General features: G+C 44.2%; 17 protein-coding genes. 9 read left to right on the top strand and 8 right to left on the bottom strand.

Going from position 1 to position 19,669, the window contains the following annotated elements:
- Positions 1-170 precede the first annotated feature (170 nt).
- Both ACZ5Q0_RS06285 and spoVT read right to left on the bottom strand, forming a co-directional pair.
- Positions 171-1,724, bottom strand: coding sequence for a putative polysaccharide biosynthesis protein (locus ACZ5Q0_RS06285; RefSeq protein WP_446818873.1), 1,554 nt, complete (start codon positions 1,722-1,724; stop codon positions 171-173).
- A 100-nt stretch (positions 1,725-1,824) separates the two neighbouring features.
- On the bottom strand, positions 1,825-2,388 hold the full coding sequence (gene spoVT, locus ACZ5Q0_RS06280; RefSeq protein WP_446818874.1) for a stage V sporulation protein T: 564 nt from the start codon (positions 2,386-2,388) through the stop codon (positions 1,825-1,827).
- Positions 2,389-2,990: 602 nt separating this feature from the next.
- On the opposite strand from spoVT, the gene ACZ5Q0_RS06275 reads away from it, so the two are divergent.
- From ACZ5Q0_RS06275 to ACZ5Q0_RS06245, 7 genes are all read left to right on the top strand, one after another.
- Complete coding sequence (locus ACZ5Q0_RS06275; protein WP_447182269.1) at positions 2,991-4,109, top strand: GerAB/ArcD/ProY family transporter; 1,119 nt, start codon at positions 2,991-2,993, stop codon at positions 4,107-4,109.
- Between the two features lie 85 nt (positions 4,110-4,194).
- On the top strand, positions 4,195-5,763 hold the full coding sequence (locus ACZ5Q0_RS06270) for a spore germination protein (protein ID WP_447182268.1): 1,569 nt from the start codon (positions 4,195-4,197) through the stop codon (positions 5,761-5,763).
- A complete protein-coding gene (locus tag ACZ5Q0_RS06265; protein WP_447182267.1) occupies positions 5,760-6,905 on the top strand; it encodes a Ger(x)C family spore germination protein in 1,146 nt (381 codons plus the stop codon). The genes ACZ5Q0_RS06270 and ACZ5Q0_RS06265 overlap by 4 nt, the downstream gene beginning before the upstream one ends.
- Before the next feature lie 24 nt (positions 6,906-6,929).
- Complete coding sequence (locus tag ACZ5Q0_RS06260; RefSeq protein WP_447182266.1) at positions 6,930-7,127, top strand: hypothetical protein; 198 nt, start codon at positions 6,930-6,932, stop codon at positions 7,125-7,127.
- A gap of 1 nt (position 7,128) precedes the next feature.
- Positions 7,129-8,292: a Ger(x)C family spore germination protein gene (locus tag ACZ5Q0_RS06255; RefSeq protein ID WP_447182265.1), complete on the top strand. Its 1,164-nt coding sequence runs from the start codon at positions 7,129-7,131 to the stop codon at positions 8,290-8,292.
- 14 nt (positions 8,293-8,306) lie between these two features.
- Positions 8,307-8,549, top strand: coding sequence for a hypothetical protein (locus ACZ5Q0_RS06250; RefSeq protein WP_446818880.1), 243 nt, complete (start codon positions 8,307-8,309; stop codon positions 8,547-8,549).
- Positions 8,550-8,676: 127 nt separating this feature from the next.
- On the top strand, positions 8,677-9,801 hold the full coding sequence (locus ACZ5Q0_RS06245) for a GerAB/ArcD/ProY family transporter (protein ID WP_446818881.1): 1,125 nt from the start codon (positions 8,677-8,679) through the stop codon (positions 9,799-9,801).
- On the opposite strand, the gene mfd is transcribed toward ACZ5Q0_RS06245, so the two are convergent.
- The 6 genes from mfd to glmU form a co-directional block, all read right to left on the bottom strand.
- Entirely contained in the window at positions 9,763-12,969 is a 3,207-nt protein-coding gene (gene mfd, locus ACZ5Q0_RS06240) for a transcription-repair coupling factor (protein WP_446818882.1), read from the bottom strand. The genes ACZ5Q0_RS06245 and mfd overlap by 39 nt on opposite strands.
- Before the next feature lie 120 nt (positions 12,970-13,089).
- Complete coding sequence (locus ACZ5Q0_RS06235; protein WP_446818883.1) at positions 13,090-13,254, bottom strand: hypothetical protein; 165 nt, start codon at positions 13,252-13,254, stop codon at positions 13,090-13,092.
- A gap of 98 nt (positions 13,255-13,352) precedes the next feature.
- Complete coding sequence (pth, locus tag ACZ5Q0_RS06230; protein WP_447182264.1) at positions 13,353-13,904, bottom strand: aminoacyl-tRNA hydrolase; 552 nt, start codon at positions 13,902-13,904, stop codon at positions 13,353-13,355.
- 190 nt (positions 13,905-14,094) lie between these two features.
- Positions 14,095-14,739 (bottom strand): 50S ribosomal protein L25, encoded by a 645-nt coding sequence (locus ACZ5Q0_RS06225; RefSeq protein WP_446818885.1) that lies wholly within the window; start codon positions 14,737-14,739, stop codon positions 14,095-14,097.
- 95 nt (positions 14,740-14,834) lie between these two features.
- Positions 14,835-15,791, bottom strand: a complete 957-nt coding sequence (locus ACZ5Q0_RS06220; protein WP_446818886.1) for a ribose-phosphate diphosphokinase — start codon at positions 15,789-15,791, stop codon at positions 14,835-14,837.
- Between the two features lie 23 nt (positions 15,792-15,814).
- Positions 15,815-17,173 (bottom strand): bifunctional UDP-N-acetylglucosamine diphosphorylase/glucosamine-1-phosphate N-acetyltransferase GlmU, encoded by a 1,359-nt coding sequence (gene glmU / locus ACZ5Q0_RS06215; protein ID WP_446818887.1) that lies wholly within the window; start codon positions 17,171-17,173, stop codon positions 15,815-15,817.
- 352 nt (positions 17,174-17,525) lie between these two features.
- Here glmU and ACZ5Q0_RS06210 point away from each other — a divergent pair, with 352 nt between their 5' ends.
- Both ACZ5Q0_RS06210 and ACZ5Q0_RS06205 read left to right on the top strand, forming a co-directional pair.
- Complete coding sequence (locus ACZ5Q0_RS06210; protein ID WP_446818888.1) at positions 17,526-18,218, top strand: response regulator transcription factor; 693 nt, start codon at positions 17,526-17,528, stop codon at positions 18,216-18,218.
- Positions 18,215-19,648, top strand: coding sequence for a sensor histidine kinase (locus ACZ5Q0_RS06205; protein WP_446818889.1), 1,434 nt, complete (start codon positions 18,215-18,217; stop codon positions 19,646-19,648). Before ACZ5Q0_RS06210 ends, ACZ5Q0_RS06205 begins: the two co-directional genes overlap by 4 nt.
- The last annotated feature ends 21 nt before the right edge of the window (positions 19,649-19,669 follow it).

The raw sequence follows: 19,669 nt of genomic DNA, 5'->3' as shown, positions 1-19,669 counted from the left end.
CCACCTTTCCAATATAGAAGGAACCACACGCAAATGACTATATGAATGACGTTGATTCCTGGATAAGGCATTACTTTAAATGCTCATATTCCCACTCCCCAGCCTGAATTCAACTACTGTTCAGACCTGGGAACCATGAAAACCATTAAGAAAAATACGTTGCCAAAGGTCTATACATCCCTAAGTATGCGCTTTAACATCTTTATATCCAATTCCCGTATAACAAAAAGCAGTATACCGTAAATAATAACCCCGATAGTAATAGCCATTAGAGTGGAAATATGGGAGTGGATGTTAAAACCAACCAGGGCTTGATAAGCAAATTTAACCGCAATGGCCATCAAAACAGTTACTACCGATATCTTAAGCAAGCGTCCACCCTCATAACGCACTCCGGTGATCTTCTTCAGGTAAATAACATTGAGCATGGAACCTACTAAAAAGGCTAATACCGTACCAATAGCCGCCCCTTGAATATTCAACATGGGAACACTAGTCAGACTATAGTTAAAAATCACTTTAAGAATACCAGTGATTACCAAGTGACGCATAGCTATTTCCGGCCGGCCAATGCCTTGCAGGCCCGCACTGGAAAGTTGGAAAGCTGCTAATACAATACAGGAAAAAGCCAGCGGTTCCAGAGGAACGCCAGCTTCCGGCCGGGCATAGAGGAGATCACATATCTGAAAGGCCAGAATATAAAGGCCGGCGGCACAGGGGAAAGATATGATCATCCCGGCCCGAAAGCCATAATTAAGACGACTATTTAATAAGGACCGGTCATCCCGGGCCAGAGCCTCTGCTACCGCCGGTACCAGGCTAGTCGCAATAGATATAGTGAAAATTGTAGGCAGGCTAATGAGCACCGCCGCCATCCCGGATAACTGGCCGTACAAGGCCGTCGCCTGGGAAGTAGTATAATTAATAGCCATAAGCCGACCAGGAACTATAATCGCATCCAGCATTTGCACCAGAGGAAGTACTACTGCCCCAAAAGATACCGGTACAGCCAGACGTACTACCTCTTTGGCCAGGTCCATGGAACGGGTTCCAGTATAGAGAACCGATTGACCGGATTTTTTTTGTTTCCGGTGAAAGCGGATGTAATATACTGTTAAAACCAGCAAACCTACACAACCACCTACTACAGCTCCAAATGTAGCTCCCGCCGCGGCATATTCCAATCCCCGGGGAAATAGCATAAAAGCTAAAATTAAAACTGCGGTTACCCGGAAAAGCTGTTCGATTACCTGGGATACTGCCGTAGGAAGCATGGATTGATATCCCTGAAAATAACCTCTAAATACCGACATTAATCCAGCAAAAAATATAGCCGGGGCTACCGCTAAAATAGGATAATAGGCCCGCGGTTCCTTTAGTATGTAATTAGCAATGAAATGAGCTGACTGCATAACCAGAATGGTTAAAATAAGACCGAAAACAAACAACATAATCAGGGAGACCTTAAATATCTTACGGCTATCCCCTGTATAGCCCCGGGCTTCGTTACGAGACACCAGAACGGAAATGGCTACGGGTACCCCAGCCGTTGCCAGGGCTAATATAGTAGTATAAATAGGATATGCCATTTGATAAAGGCCCATCCCTTCATCACCGATGAGCCTGGCCAGGGGAATCCGGTAAATTGCACCTAGCAACTTACTGATGGCCCCGGCAATACTTAAGACCATCGCCCCTTTGAGGAAATTTTGCCTGCTATTCATTTCTATCCTCCCCGTTTTCGTGAGATTAATTATACCACATAGGACTTGGCATAAAAAAGCGGCCTTATAAGGCCGCTTGATATTTACTGCATAAAGTTATTTACTGCTCCATCTGTTTAGCCAGGAAACCCGCCGCAGTTTCGGCTAACTTTACTTCCATATCCCCCACCTTAACTCCCGCTTCCTTGGTCACAATGATTACCGCCCCAATAGGATCTCCCTGAGTTACAATAGGTGCAATAACCTGACCTTTAATGGTATATTCCCGGTCGTCGTTTTGGATAACATGCATATTCTCATCTTCACTACCGTCTAAATCGTTCATAACCAGCGTAGTCCGCTCCTCCAGTGCCCTTTCCACCGCTTTGCCAATTGACTTACTCATAAACTCTCTTTTGTTAGCGCCGGCTACTGCAATAATAACATCCCGGTCTGCAATTAGGGAAATATGCCCTATGGTCTCATGTAGTGAGTCCGCATATTCTTTAGCAAAATCTCCCAGTTCACCTATGGGAGAATATTTCTTTAATATAACTTCACCTTCACGGTCAACAAAGATTTCCAGAGGGTCACCCTCACGAATACGTAACGTTCTGCGTATTTCCTTGGGAATAACAACCCTTCCCAGGTCGTCTATCCTTCGAACAATGCCTGTTGCTTTCAATTTACAATTATCCCTCCTTTTTAAAAATTTTTGAAAATGTTGTTTTTTATCTCAGTGATAGTATATAACTCAAAATCCCCTTTTATTCACTTTTTACCATCACGGACTGAAAATTTCATCGGCCTACATAGATAGCTTGTTCCAGGTTAATAATATACAAGTATTAGCTTATCTGGATTTATTCGACACAATATGGGCTAACTGCTATTCAATCCGTATATATAGTCTACCCCGATTTGCCAAAGCCTATATAGTTTACCAGCAGAATTAGCTAGCAAGAGTTACCGACTATTATGGCTTTCTAGGGGTTTTTTCCCTTATTTAACCGTTTTTCATAGCCCAAATTATCACGGCTAGCTCTCTACCCCTTCAGGGGCATTAGTCTATTCAGGATGTTATGGTCAGTTTTGTTACTATAACTCCTACATATTTCGTACAAAGGTTTTTGGGAAAACCTTTGTTCCTAAATTATCACTACACTTATATACCCAAGCCTTTTGGCTACACTAAAATAAGCTAATAAATAGGCAAAAGCCCGGTTGTCCTAAAACCTGTAGCACCGATGATTCAGCTATCAGGTAAGTAATCTAGCAGGTGGATATATGTATAAAATTAGCAACTTTCAGCTTTATACCCTCATGATGAGCCTATTAGGGCCTATCGCCTTTTTGGAAATGCCGAAAAGATTAATACCCCTGGTTAGTAACACTGCCTGGTTAGCAGCAGTTACCGCTATCGGACCAGGTGCTCTAATTATGGCTATGTTCCTTTATATTATTCGTAAAAGCTCCTCCCCTTTTCCGGCTATGCTGGAGGAACATTTAGGCCGCTGGATAGGCAAGATACTAGGCTTCCTGTATTTTTTAATTTTTCTTCTGGTTTGCTCCTATACGGTACGCCTATTTGTAGACTTTGCCGAAACCAATGTTCTCCCCGGTACCCCCATTAGTGTACATGTTATGCTGTTAGTCATTTTAGGGTATACCGCTATCAAAGCAGGTTTTGAAAACTTTACCCGCGTCTGTGAAATAGTAGTGGTAGTTGGATTGGGCTTTAGTGCCCTGGTACTAGGATTAGTTTTTATTCAGCAGGTAGATTTCAGCCATCTGCTACCCCTATTTTATATTAAACCGAAACCCTTTTCTCTGGCTGTACTTTCCGCGTCCAGTGTAGTCGGACGTACCCTGCCCATACTTACCCTGGCCTTTTTTTCTAATAACCCTGCCGGGATCCGCTCAGTTTTTATTAAATCTCTTGTAACCTATATTATTCTTATCAGCATAACGACTATGGCGGCCATAGTCATGTTTGGAGGAGAAGCAGCTTCAATTTATACCTTTCCTACTTTTAGCATGATACGGATTATTAATATAGGCGAATTTGTTCAAAATATCGATATCGCTTTTATTGGTATATGGATCCTGGGTATATTTGCTGCCCTTACTATCCCCTGGTTTATGGCCTGTTTTACATTACAGCAGGTCTTTAATCTGAAGGATTACCGGTTTATAGCCGGCCCTACTGCTCTAATTATCGGTGTGCTAACTATTCAAATAGCTGATAATATTCTGGAACTGGATGTTTTAACTACTAAAATAATTCCCGTTACCTACTCTTTTTTCTTTATAATCATACCTTTTTTTGTTTTTTTACGTCTCCTGTTTAAACCAGACAGGGTCCCAAAACCTTCCCCCCACTCTACCACCAGCGAATTTGAATAGCCTTGTGGCATCTTGCATAAATACTTCCTACCTGGCCCAGAATAAAATTATGCCTGGAATTTTTGTACCTTAAAGGGAGGATTAGATGCGCTACCTGAATAAAAAACCAGATGATATAAAACAACCTGAACCAGCCGAAATTATAGACCAGTCCTTGCCCTTTAAGCTGCAGGATTACCGGGATCAGTTAACCATACTTTTAGAGGGGTGTTCGGATGCGGTTATAAGACAATTTCACTTTGGCTACCAGGACCGCACTCCGGCTTTACTAGTATACTTTGATGGGCTGGTAGACCGCCAGGAAATAGAAAATAATCTGCTTAAACCCTTGATGCTGGAACTAGAAATGGCCCGGCAATCCTCAACCCTGGAAGGAAATAATATCCTGGAGCAGGTTAAGGAGAATATCTTAACTATGGCGGATATTCTCCTGCTCAATACTTATGATGAGGTATGTCATCATATCAGCTCAGGGGATACCGTGCTTTTTATCGATGGTTACAACCAGGCCCTGGCAGTTAGCACCCGCTCCTGGCAGGGACGGTCAGTAGAAACTCCGGAAAACGAAGTGGTGGTTTTCGGTCCCAAAGAAGGGTTTACTGAAACACTGCGATTTAATACCGCCCTGATTAGACGGCGGATAAAATCTACTAACCTAAAGATTGAACATTTTGTTGTCGGCCGCATTTCTAAAACCGATGTAGTTTTGTGTTACATAAATGGCATAGTTCCTGTTAATCTAGTCAATGAAGTCCGCTCCCGGCTAAGTAAAATCGATATAGATGCGGTTCTCGATCCACAGTATCTGGAAGAATTTATAGCTGACCATAAAAGTACTATATTTACCCAGGCAGAACACACAGAAAAACCCGACCGGGTTTGCGCCCATCTCCTGGAGGGCCGCATTGGCATTATGGTGGATGGGTCACCTATGGCTTTAATTTTGCCCATATCATTCCCCCAATATTGGATTGCTGCCGAGGATTACTATACCCATTTCGTTCCCGCCAGCCTGTTTCGCATATTACGCTTTACTGCCTTTTTGCTGGCTTTAACTCTGCCTTCTCTTTATGTAGCTGTTATCTCTTATCATCAGGAAATGGTGCCTACTGCCCTTTACCTGACTGTTGCCGCTACCCGGCAGGGAGTTCCCTTTCCAGCCTTTGTGGAAGCCTTACTTTTGGAGGCTACCTTTGAATTACTCCGGGAAGCCGGCCTGCGCCTTCCCCGGGCAGTAGGCCCGGCAGTTAGTATAGTAGGGGCTCTTATTATCGGAGATGCGGCTGTGCGCGCTGGCCTGGTATCTACCCCCATGGTAGTTATAATTGCTTTTACCGGAATCGCTTCCTTTGTCTCCCCAGCTTACAATGCGGGTATTATTGTCCGCATTGCCCGGTTTGCTTTTCTTATTTCCTCAGCCGTGCTGGGATTTCTGGGAATAATGATCATGCTGATCTTAATGCTCATTCGTATGGCTTCTCTTTCTTCCCTGGGACTACCTTATCTCGCCCCGGTAGCCCCTTTAAACCGTGCCCAGCTAAGCGATATTATTATCCGCCGACCCTGGTTTAAAAGTGAAAAGCGTCCTTACCTGGAGGGTATGGAAAATCAAATCCGGCAAAAACCTTCTGACGGTCAGGAGGAAAGACCATGAAATCCTTAGTTTATGTCTTAATACCCCTGATATTAATAATAGGATGTGGTTGCCAGGCTACCGAGGTTAACGATACTGCCGTAGCCATGGGCTTAGGAATTGATTGGCAGGAAGAGCATTTTGTCTTAACTAGCCAGCTAGCCCGGCCCACTACACAGGAACAATCAGGAAGTTCTGAGGATTCCCAATTTATTGTACTTTCTGAAAAGGGTAAAACCCCTACTGAAGCAGCCCGGAGGGTAATGCTGACCCTGCCCAAGATTCCCCTCTGGTTTCATGCCAGCACCATACTTATAGGGGAAAACCTGGCCCAGGAACAGCTCCCCCTGCTGGTGGATTTTCTTTGCCGCAACCGGAATATCCGCAAGAATTCATTAGTGGTAATTACCCGAGGGTCTACCCCAGCTCAGGTATATGAATTACAATCCCCTCTGGAGCCTCATTCCGCAGTAGCTATTCGCCGCACCCTGGAAATCCAGGAAAAACAGGCCGGGATCTATATGCCGGTTACCCTGGGTGATTTCCTGTTTAAGCTGTCGACACCGGGAATAGAGCCGGTTGTTCCCCGGGTAGAAATAATACCTAACGGTAACCAGAAAATGCTGAAAATTGAAGGGACCGCTGTATTTCGCGGCCCCCAGATGGTAGGAGAACTTAATGCCCAGGAAAGCCAGGGCTACCGGTTTTTAAGTCCCAAACGGATCCGGGGCGGACTTTTTGTAATTCCGGCTCTTGACTCTCCGGAACGTTGGATCAGTATTGAGTTGATTACCTCTATAGCTGATGCCAAACCGGTAATCGAAAACAATCAACTTAAGATGCAGGTCGACATAATTGCGGACGGTAACTTTTATGAGCAAACCTCTCCAGAACAGCTGCTCAGCCTGGAGAAATTTAACCAGGTACAGAGATTAGCCCAGGACCAGATGACTAAGCAGGCAGTTCAAGCCATAAACCGGGCGCAAACACTTAAGGCGGACATTTTTGGCTGGGGCCGGTTAGTGGAAAGCTCCTATCCTGATCTATGGCAGGAAATTAAACAAGATTGGCCGGAAACTTTTTCCCAGTTAGACTATGACATAAATATCCGGTTCGAACTGCGGCGCACTTACTTAACTGATTCCTCTTTTATATTTCGTTAAATAAAAACACCAGGAGGTATTAATTTGCTGGCACTGGCTATAACTGCCTTTGTTATTATAATGGTTCTTGATCTACCTGAGCTGCTAAAAAAGGGCTTACATCGCGAAATAGCAGTTTTTGCAGTTCTGATGCTGGTGGGGATATATGGAATCATAGCCCAGCTTTATGATTGGCCCTTATATAATCCTTTTCCAGCTATTATCGAAAGGCTGGGACGTTAAAATGCTTACCAAATCAGCCCCGATTAAAAAATTATTATTAATTATATTTCTTACCATACTTAGCAGTGGATGCTGGAACATGGTACAAGTAGAAGACACTGCTACAGGTTCCGGCCTGGCAGTAGATTTAAATCCAGACGGTAAAATTCTATTTGTGGCTCAATTTAATCGTCCTGTTAATGCCCAGCAAATGGGTACTAACCAGGCACAAACCGAGGTCTTCATCGGCCATGGTCAAACCGTAACCCAGGCTGCCCGGGATATAACACTGCTCTTACCCCGCCTTCCCCTGTGGTCCCATGCTGATGTGATTCTTTTAGGCGACAATTTAGCCCGTACTGATCTATCTATCGTAGCTGATTTCCTGGCCCGTAACCGTAATATACGTATAGATGCTTACATGTTTGTAACTCATAACTGTTCTCCCTATGAGGTGTTTATAGGTGAATGTCCTTTGTCCCTGTGTACCGCCCGGGGAATAATTAAAATTACTCGTCACCAGGAGCAACAATTAGGTATGTATGTACCAGTAAAAGCAGTAGACTTTCTAGGTCGCCTGACTACTCCGGGGATTGATCCGGTATTACCCCAGGTAACAGTATTAAGACAAAAAGGCCAACTAGTTCCACATATTCAGGGAACTGCGGTATTTCGGGGCAGAAAAATGGTAGGATCACTAAACGAAACGGAAAGCCGGGGTTATCGCTGGCTTCATCCCTCCCTTAAAAGGGGTGGGATTGTAGAGGTTTATAAGCCTTTTGATCTAGTGGATTCCATATCCCTGGAAGTAATCCAGTTTAGCACTGCTACTACTCCCCGGATGGATAATGATCACATAGTGATGGACATCGATATTAAGGCAGATCTTAATTTTTATGGTGAATCAGGAACCAGTCAAGTTTTGACTTCCGCAAAGATAGCTCATATCCAGGCTTTATGTGATCAAACTATAAAAGAGCAAGTAAGCGCCTGCATTGATAAGGCCCTAATTCTTAACGCGGATATTATGGGCTGGGGACAGCTAATACACCATCATTACCCTCAAGTATGGGAACAGGTGGAAAGTAACTGGTACGATATATTACCTCAGGTGAAGTTTAAGGTTAATGTTAAAAGCAACGTTAAAAGAACTAATATGACCGATACCATTTTCCAATTCAGGTAAAAGGAGGTCAGGTATTGTTAAGTATATTGCTTATTTACGGGGCACTGTTCTTATTGGTGGAAGGACGCAGCAAAGGAAAAGGACTAAAAGAATGGGCGGTTTCCATAGGGATATTTCTAGCAGCAAGTGCCTACGGTCTGGATCTTTATTTTGATACCTGGATTCTACCGAATCCCGGTAAAATTACCGATGCCCTGCTCCCCCTGGCCCGCTCATTTAATGACTTTTTCCAAATTCCTTTTCTACAGATTCGGTAAGAAACTTTAAAGAAGAATAGCCAAAAATAATTTTCTAGCTAGTTATGCTATTAAGCGGGATATCAACCAGACAAAACAGCTAAAGATAATACCAGGTTAGTTAGAACCAGAAAGGAGCGGGGATAAAATGGGTGATACGATTTACAGTAAACAATTGGCCTTCCTGGTTTTTATGCTGCTCTTAGGCAGTGCCCTTATTTATGTACCAGAGGCCAGCACCGGCCGGAACGCCTGGCTGTCAACCATATTAGCAGCCGGAGCTGGTTTACTAGTCTTAACTATCATAATAAAACTGCAGCTTATGTTTCCCGGAACTAGTATTTTTAAAATAAGCGAGCTGGCTCTGGGGAAAATCCCCGGTAAGTTTCTCAATGCCGTATATCTCTGGATGGTCCTTTTAGTAGCTACCACTTACCTATACGATAGTATTTCCTTTTTGCGTATCATTTTTCCCTTTATGCCTTTTTTAAGTTTAAGAGCACTATTATTACTTACTGCTGCCTACTGCCTATACAAAGGGATCGGCAGCCTAGGTCACCTAGCCGAGCTCTTAATTGGGCCGGTTATATTCTTTTTTCTCCTGGGTTTATTAGCACCCCTTAATTTAATGGATTTCGGCCACTTAAAGCCGGTACTGGCTGAATGGAAACCGGCTCTGGCCGGGATCGTTTACGGGGCTAACTGGCCTTATGCCGAAGTGAGTATTTTGGCACTGCTTTTACCCTTTACCAGTGATCTCAAAGAGGAAAAACGTTTCATCTATTATTGGTTTGTTGCTGGTCTGGTGGCCCTGTTCTTGCGTACTTTAGTAGTACTGACCGTACTAGGTCCCGACCAGGTAGGCATATTAAGGTTTCCCCTCTATGAAGTTTTCCGGTTAGTTTCCGTGCAAAATTTCCAGCGTGTTGAGTTGTTCTTTTTTATTCTCTGGTTTTCTACCGGTTTTATGGCTATCTTAATTTATTACCAGGGTCTGGTACTAGGATTAAAGGAACTCTTTTCCTTATCAGGTTACCGTATTTTAATATTGCCATCTGGTTTAGGGATATTAGTTTTATCAGCCTATATGATCCGGACTGATATTGAATTCCTGTCGGTGGAATCTATGGTTCTTCCCTTTCATGATTTACCTATCCATATCCTCTATCCAGCCTTAGTATACTTGTTGGCCCGGATCAGACAAAAAAGTATTAAAGAAACTTTACAGGTGGAATCAGATCAGGCTCATAACCGTATGCAGGTCAGCCAGTGAGTTTTTCTCCATTTGTAAACGCAGTGTATAATCATTGATTCTTTTTACCCGCATTCCCTTTATACGCTCTATAAGATCAACCGGCAGATGGGTGGTAGTTTGGATTTCTACCTGTCGGCCTTTACGGCGCAAACTTTTAATCTCCTTGTCACGGGCCATAACTCTTAAAGAGGCCACTTGTAGGAAATTAGCCACCGGGTGGGGCAACTCCCCAAAACGGTCGACCAGTTCCTGACTAATTTCTTCGATTTCCTCCTGATCCGCCGCTAACAGGAGACGACGGTAAACCCTCATCTTAGTACCAGAGTCAGGTATATAACTTTCCGGGATATAGTAATCAGCATCTATATCCAGGAGGGGGTTAGCCCGGGCTGCAGGAACTTCCCCTTTTAGACGGGCGGCTTCCTGTTCTAACAGGCGGCAATACAGATCAAAACCGACTGCATGAATAAAGCCGTGTTGTTCTGAACCTAAAATATTACCGGCACCGCGAATTTCCAGATCCCGTAAAGCTATTTTCATGCCTGACCCCAGGTCACTAAACTCCCGAATAGCATTAAGCCGTTTTTGGGCAGTTTCGCTGATAATCTTATCGGGCCGGTAAGTTAGGTAGGCATAGGCTAAACGATTAGATCGTCCCACCCTTCCCCTAAGCTGGTATAGTTGGGCTAAACCCATCTTATCCGCTTCGTCGATAATCATAGTATTGACATTGGGCATATCTAACCCGGATTCAATTATAGTAGTACATAAAAATATCTGGTATTTACCCTGCATAAAATCCATCATCACCCGGGATAATTCTTCCTCTTTCATTCTTCCATGGCCTAGGCCGATATTAACTCCCGGCACCAAATTTTCCAGTTCTTCTTTTACCCGATCTATATCTTCGATTCGGTTGTGAACAAAAAACACTTGCCCCCCACGGTCCAGCTCAGTTTTAATAGCATCATGGACAATGTCGGCATTGTATTCCATAACATAGGTAGTAATAGGATAACGCTCCGGAGGAGGGGTTTCAATCACACTCATATCCCGCAGACCAGTTAAGGCCATATGCAGGCTGCGTGGTATGGGTGTTGCCGATAGACTAATTACATCAACCAGCTCTTTTAAGGCCTTAATCTTTTCCTTTTGGGCAACTCCAAAGCGGTGTTCTTCATCTATAATTAATAAGCCTAAATCCCGGAATTGTACATCCCGGGAAAGTAACCGGTGGGTGCCAATGACAATATCTATGGCTCCTTTTTTAACATCATTTAAAATACGTTTTTGCTGAGCCGCAGTGCGAAAACGGCTTAGGGCTTCTACGGTAGCCGGATAATCGGCAAATCGCTCCCGGAAGGAGAGCAGATGCTGCTCGGCTAATACCGTAGTAGGTACCAGCACCGCCACCTGTTTACTGTCCATTATAGCCTTAAAGGCTGCCCGCATAGCTACTTCGGTCTTGCCATAACCTACATCACCGCAAATCAAACGATCCATTGGTTTGCGAGATTCCATGTTTCTTTTTACCTCATGGATAGCTTTAAGCTGATCTGGTGTTTCCTGATGGGGGAATCCATCTTCGAACTGTCTTTGCCAGGGAGTATCTGGTGAAAAAGCATAGCCTTCCTTTGATTCTCGCACTGCATAAAGGCGTAATAGCTCCTCGGCCATTTCTTGAATGGATTGGGAAACCTTTTTTTTCGTTCTTTCCCACTCGTTTCCGCCTAGTTTACTAAGGCGCGGTTCTCGCTCCTGAACAGCAGTGTATTTATATAGAACATCTAGCTTATCTAAAGGAAGGTAGAGTTTATCAGTTCCCGCATATTGCAAAAGAACATACTCTCGAGTCACACCCTCTATTTCTACCTGGGTTACCCCTCTGAAAATCCCTATTCCATAATTTTCGTGAACTACATAATCACCTAGTTTAAGGTCTTCTAATAACAAACGTTCCTCACGCTTGCGAGTTTTGCCAGTAGCTCGACCAGCCGTTTTACCCCACAGGTCTTTTTCGGATACCAGGGCTAATTTTAAAGTAGGACTGATAAATCCCTTTTCCACTTCATAACCGGTTAGTTCCAGACCACTAATTCCCTGCTCCAATAATTCCTTTTGCATCTGCTGGCGAGCCGTCCGGCTTTTAATAGCCAGTATTACCCTAAAATTCCGGCTTAACCATTCCCTTATCCGGGGAAAAAAGCTGGGGTAGTTGTGATAAAAAGGCTCCATATCAATCTGGGAAACATGTTCTAACATCCCCACTTTAACCTGGGGAATATTGCCTGGAAAGAAGGAATGGTATACGGTAGGCCTATCTTTCAAGCGGTGACGCAAGTCTGCTTCATCTATTACCTTTAATTCCCGGACTATCCTATCATCTTTTTTCGCTTCCCGAATGGCTTCCCGGTAACGCCGCAGGCTGCGTCCCAATGATTGATAAAACTCCCGCGGCTCATCAAAAAATATTAAGGCGGTATCACCTAGGTAATCCATTAGTGAAGCCGATAAGTCTTCACCGGCTAACTCGTCTGCCGGCAGTACTGATATTTCCTGTTCCTGGCCAATAGATCTTTGACTATCTACATCAAAACGGCGCATAGATTCTACTAGATCATCAAAAAATTCTATCCGGCAAGGATGAGTATCACCAGCTGGAAAAATATCAAGTAAGCCTCCGCGCACCGCAAATTCCCCGGGACGAGTTACAGTATCTACCCGTTGGTAGGCGGCCTGAACCAGGGATTTAATTAGTTTTTGTAAAGGATATTCCTGGTCTTTTTTAATTTCTACCGTATTTTTCGACATATCCTCTGGAGATAAAATCGGGTACATAAAGGCTCCTGGGGTGGCAACAATGAAAGCACTACGGCCAGGATGTTGTAAACAATCCTGTAAAGTAAGCAGTCGGTTGGCTTCCACTTGGGAATAGTTTTCTTTCATGAAAACTAATTCCCGCCCTAAAAAAAGAAAAACGCGATTAGAAGGGGTTAATCCCTGTAAACCCCGATATAAATCGTAGGCTTTTTCTTCACTGGGCACCAAACATAAAGTTTTACTATTGGTGTTTTCTACCAGACGGTGTAAAACATAGCTTTTGGCAGTACCAGCCAACCCTGTTAATAAAACATTTTCACCATCTTTTAACACAGCCAGCATGGAATCAAATAGGCTGGGGTTCAATGCAATTAAACCTCCCCACGACGAAAGGTGGGCACCTTAATCGGCCCCCACTCGTATCGTTAATATTATTAAACACTATCGGGCTTATCAACATGTTTTGCCCACCGGAAACCAGACGGGTTAATGATAGTACGGACGTAGGCCGGTTATGGGTACTTCCGCAAAGCCCATTTCCACAGAGCATTCATGACATATACCCTGCATTTCTACTGTTCCTTCATAACCATCTACTTCAGAAGCATCAAAAACCTGCTGGCAAATTTCACAAATATGATATATTTTCACTGATCCTGCTCCCTTAACCCCATTTTTGTTATTTTCCCAGAGCAGGACAGTAAATATACATCCAGGCGTTTACCTCATTAAGCAGCCTAACTATTTGTCTAATTATACTCATTCATAGCCTTCTGTATGCCATGAATCAACCATATCTCTATAGCATCAGCCGCCTGTTTAATAGCATTATTGGCAATGGTTCTGTCCTCTCCTGCAAAATGCCCCAGAACCCAATTGATAGCCTGGTTAGGAGGTCGACCAATACCAATTCGCAAGCGAGGAAAATCCTTGCTCCCTAGTCGATCGATAATTGATACCATCCCCCGGTGTCCACCAGCACCTCCGGAAGCCCGCAGGCGAATTACGCCCGGCTCCAGATCCATATCATCATAAACTACTAAAAGATCAGTTAATGATACCCGGTAATAAGCAGCCAAAGGTTGGACTGCTTTGCCGCTCAGATTCATATAGGTGAGGGGCTTAACCAGCAGTACTTTTTCCTGATTAAGCTTTATATGCCCTACAATAGCATCAAAATGGCTTTCTTCTTTTAAGATGGTATTACGCTCGGCTAGTTCCTCCAGAACATCGAAGCCAATATTATGGCGGGTATTTTTGTATTTTCGGCCGGGGTTACCCAGCCCGACAACCATTTTCATAACTTTCCCCTATAGAAAATTTAGATTTTCGGTTATGATTCCCAAAAACCTGCCCCTTGCATTTAGGTCCTTGTATAGAGTTATGTCAGATGATCTTTCCCGGTTCTCTTATCATACCTGAAATCTAAGCAGATGTAACCACGAAAAAAGCCTCAGGGCCACTATATTACCCGAGGCTTTAATGTTAATCTTACTCTTCTTCACTTTGGCTAACTTCAGCCTGATCCTGGCCTTCACTCTCCAGGTTTTCTTCCTCGGGCTCGTCAGCAGTAGCCATAGTAGGTGCTAATACTGTAACGATAAGTGTTTCAGGATCACTGATAACTTCTACTTCGGCAGGTACATTGATATCTCCCACGGAGATTTTATCACCAATCTCCAAAGCAGATACATCACAGGTAAAATATTCCGGCAAGTCACCAGGCAGGCAGGAAACCTCTACCTCTTTAGCCCCCAGTTGTAGAATTCCTTCCTTTTTAACAACCTCTTCCTCACCAATTATTTGGATACCTACTGTACTGGTAATTTTTTCACTCATATTGACGGCTAGAAAATCAACATGCACCAGTTTGCCTGTAATCGGATGACGTTGTAACTCGCGTACCAATACCGTAATGGGAGAAGTCTCTTCCTCTAAATTCAGGAAGAATAGCCCGCGGGATCCGTATTGAGTAAATACTTTTTGTATTTGCCTTCCTTGAATAGCCACCGGCTTGGGGTCCTGTCCATTACCATATACTATACCGGGAACCATCTCCTGACGTTTTAATTGGTTCAAATAGCCTTTAGTCTTTAGTTCCCTTTTTACTCCGTTAAGTGTTTGCGCTAATGCCATATGATCACCTCTTATCTTTATTCGCCTTAGCCTATGTACACTCACTGGGTTAATCCGTATTATAGCAGTAAGAAGAAAGGATGTCCAAAGCTTGCTTATACTTCAAAAAGCTTGCTAACTGATAGATCTTCATGAATACGCAAAATAGCTTCACCTATAAGAGGCGCAATGGAGAGAACCTTCATATTAGGCAGCCTTTTCTCCTCAGGCAGCGGAATAGTGTTGGTGATAACAATTTCTTTAAAAGGAGCCCGGGAAAAGCGTTCGATAGCCGGCCCGGAAAAAATGGGATGGGTACAGCAGCCGTAAACTTCTTTAGCTCCTTTATCCATCATCACCTGAGCAGCAGTACACATAGTCCCGGCCGTGTCTATAATATCATCAACTATAATTACCGACTTATCTTTCACATCACCAATAACATTCATTACCTCAGAAACATTAGGCGCCGGCCGCCGCTTATCTACAATAGCCAGGGGGGCTTCCAGTTTGGTGCCCAGGTCTCTAGCCCGGGTGACCCCGCCTACATCAGGAGACAAAACTACTACTCCTTCACGGGTTAAACCTTTGCTCTTGAAATACTCGCCCAGGGTTGGAACTCCAGGTAAGTGGTCAACAGGAATATCATAAAAGCCTTGGATTTGGTTGGCATGCAAATCTACGGCCACCACTCGCTGGGCACCAGCCTGAACAATTAAATTGGATACTAATTTAGCGGTAATGGGATCACGGGCCCGGCTTTTCCTGTCCTGGCGCGCATATCCATAATAGGGTATAACTGCGTTAATCCGGGAGGCTGAAGCCCTTCTAAAAGCATCGATCATTATCAGTAATTCCATTAGATTTTCATTAACCGGGGGACAGGTGGGTTGAACCACAAAGACATCCACTCCCCGGACGCTTTCATCAATAGCACAGTTTATTTCCCCGTCAGAAAACCTCCCCACCCGGGCATCCCCTACCGGTATACCCAGGTAACTAGCAATCTCCTCCGCCAGTTCAGGATTGGCATTCCCGGTAAACAATTTCATTCTCCATCTGGATGCTTTCATGGTTGATATGACCTCCTACCCATCTATTTCTTCCTTTTCCAGTCCGCTAATATACGCTGCTGGGCTCGCTCCACTGCCAGTGCATTAGCGGGAACGTCCCGGGTAATGGTAGAACCGGCACCAGTTACTGCATTTTCCTTTACGGTGACCGGAGCTACTAGATTAGTATTACTACCAATAAAAACGCCATCCTCAAGTACCGTTTGGTACTTATTTTTGCCATCATAATTGCAAGTAATAGTACCTGCACCTATATTTACTCCCTGACCGACCAGGGCATCACCAACATAACTCAAATGGGGCACCTTGCTTTTTTCCCCAATTACTGATTTTTTAACCTCTACAAAATCCCCTATTTTGACCCCGGAGTGAAGTACGGTATCGGGCCTCAGATAAGCAAACGGTCCTATGTTACATTGATCTCCGATATGGGCTTCTTTAATACGGGAGTTTTCAATTTGTACCTGGTTACCAATCAATGCATCATTAATTCGGGTGGCTGGGCCTATTTCGCATCCTTCTCCTATGGAAGTCGATCCCTCTATAATGGTAAAGGGCCATATTATCGTATCCCGCCCCACCACTACTTCCGCATCAACAAACGTAGTAGCTGGATCAATAATAGTTACTCCTTCCCGCATCAATTGTTCATTCTTACGACGGCGCAGAATTCGATCAGCCTGAGCCAGCTGTACCCGGTCATTTACTCCATAAATGTCCTGGACAGCATTACTTAACAGGACCTCCACCCGGGCATTTTCCTTCATAAGTATTTCCACCACATCGGTAAGATAGTATTCCCCTTGGGCATTATTAGTACTTATTCTACCCAGGGCTTTAAAAACAGCTCCCGCCTGGAAACAATACATTCCCGAGTTAATTTCATTGACCTTTTTTTCTTCCCCGCGGGCATCTTTTTCTTCCACAATACGCAAAAAACTGCCCCCCGGATTGCGGATGATCCTGCCATAACCGGTGGGATCAGCTAAACGGGTAGAAAGGATGGTAGCTGCTGCCTGCGTAGAGCGATGGTGTTCAAGCAGAGCTTCGATAGTCTCTCCCCTTATTAGAGGAGTATCCCCGGCCAGTACCAGAACATCACTTTCCGGATCAACCAGCTTTTCTGCCTGCATTAAAGCATGCCCGGTACCCAGCTGCTGTTCCTGAATAGCAAACTGTACCTTACCATCTGGAAAAAGCGGTTCGATATATTCCCGTCCATGACCTATTACTAGCACTACCTGATTTATACCTGCCTCCTGTACAGCTTTTAGCACATGAGCCACCATAGGTTTGCCCGCTACCCGGTGCACCACTTTAGGTAGCTCAGATTTCATGCGCACACCCTTACCAGCCGCCAGAATTACTGCTGAAAACTTCACTAAACTCCACCTCTTAATCATTCTCTATGATAAACATCTTCGTTAATTAATAATATATGCTAAATGGCTAACTGGGGTTTATCCGTGCTCCGCCAGTGTCTTATACCAACGTACGCATATAAATAGCATTAAAGAGGTTAACAACCGTATTATAACCCTAATCATCAATAAAAGAAAAATTTTTCACTGGCTTTTCTTTTTTCTACAAAAATAGGAATAATTCCTGGTCTAAGAATACACATTTTTTTAGTTAACCCTTGTTAATTAGGCATTTAAAAAGTAGTGTATACTCTAAACAAAGCTTTTTCTTTAAAATAGAAACTTTTAAAGCCTGTTTATGGGAGGATCTATTATGGCTGAGCGTATATTACTAGTTGATGACGAAGTTAAGATACTGGACATGGTAGATAACTACCTTAGTAGTGAAGGTTACCAGATCGGCCGTGCCTCTACCGGTTTAGAAGCACTGGAAGTACTATCCGGGAACTCCTATGACCTAATGGTACTAGATCTGATGCTGCCAGAATTAAGTGGACTGGAAGTTTGTAAACGTATCCGCCAGGACAGCGATATTCCCATTATTATGCTGACAGCCCGGGGGGATGAGATAGATAAACTGCTAGGGTTGGAGCTAGGAGCTGATGACTACATTAGTAAACCCTTTAGCCTACGGGAATTAGGTGCCCGTATTAAAGCGGTTCTGCGCCGTTCCAAGCCCTCCCCCCGTAATGGCATATCGGACACCCTGCTGGTGGAAAATCTCCGCCTGGAGCTGACCCGTTATGAGCTTTATATCGATAACCAGCCGGTAAGCTTAACCCCTACTGAATTTAAACTGCTCGGTACCCTAGCCATAAATCCAGGACAGGTTTTCAGCCGCCTGCAATTACTGGAAAAGGTTTATGGAGATATATACCAGGGCTATGAACGCTCTATTGATACTCATATGAGCAATATTCGCAAAAAACTAGAGAAAAATGGGAGTCATATCGTAATAAAAACTGTTTACGGTGTAGGTTACAAACTGGAGGTTGAACCAGAGTGAAAATAAAACATCGTCTAGCCCTTTCTATGGCCGGGGTGGGAATCATTTCCATATTGATAACCGCTGCCTTTATGTATGGCTCCACCCGGGACCTTTTTTCCCAGTATCTGACCCGTACTGCCTCACTGCAGTCCCAGCAATTAGTAGATGCAGTGACTGATTACTACCTTGCCAATGGCACCTTAGAGGATATTCAGAGTTGGCTAGAGGAAAACCCTATGAGGCCCGGTCATGGGCGTTCCACCCACGGGATGCACTCCGGTTGGAATATGCGGGGACCAGGTTATACCCATATTATGAATAACAGAACCATTCTGATAATCGATCCAAACGGACAAATTGTAGGTGATTCTACCGGCCGCCGTCTGGGTGAAAGTGCTTCCCGTCAGGAGCTTAACCAGGGTTATCCTATTACAGTTGATGACCATTATGCCTGCCGGGTAGTTTTCCCGGGTGGGCAAAATATGCTGCTGGGTAACCTGGAAAAGGACTTTTTGCGTAGCATTACCGTGTATTCAGGTACTGCCGCCGTCATTAGTTTACTAATTGCCCTCTTGCTGGGATTTTCCATTAGTAATAAAATTAGCCGGCCAGTATCTTCCCTGGCCCTGGCAACTAACCGTCTGGCTAATGGTGAGCTTAATACCCGAGCGGAAGTTAATGGTGATCAGGAAATTGTTCTGCTAGCACAAAACTTCAACCTTATGGCTAAAAAGCTGGAAGAAAACCGCACCCTCCGGGAAAACCTTACTGCTGATATTATTCATGAGCTGAAAACTCCGCTGGCCATACTCCGCGGTAATCTGGAGTCCATGCAGAGCAGGATCATAAAACCCAACGAAGAAAACCTGATGTCACTTCAGGATGAAGTGATTCGCCTTTCTAAACTAGTTGATGACCTGGAACTATTAACCCGGTTGGAAAGCGGTCAACTACCCCTGGAACTAAAACCACACTCCCTGGCTGACTTGCTGGATGCTTTATTTCCCATTATCAACACCATGGAGCTGGAAGGTAAACACTTTATACCACAAATCCCTTCTGACTTGCCGGCTATATATATTGACCGGAACCGTATCCTGCAGGTATTGATTAACCTGCTTACTAATGCCATGAATTATACCCCTACCGGCGGAGAAATAAGCCTCATGGCAGAATCATTTGATCAGGAACATATCCATATAATGATCAGGGATAACGGTAAGGGTATCGAACCTGATATACTTCCCCATATATTTGACCGTTTTTACCGGGTAGAGAAGTCCCGCTCCCGCAAACTGGGAGGTATGGGGTTGGGTCTGGCTATAGCCCGAGGTTTTGTAGAGGCTCACCAGGGTAAAATCTGGGCCGAAAGCGAATTAGGGAAGGGCAGTACCTTTCATGTCCTGTTACCGGTCTGGAAAGGAAGCCAGGCCGGAAGTCCAGTTTAAGAATAACACCCGTAACTTACT

Source organism: Syntrophomonas erecta subsp. sporosyntropha (assembly GCF_055395365.1).
Note: the sequence above shows the minus strand (reverse complement) of the source record. Positions and strands in the feature narration are given on the sequence as shown.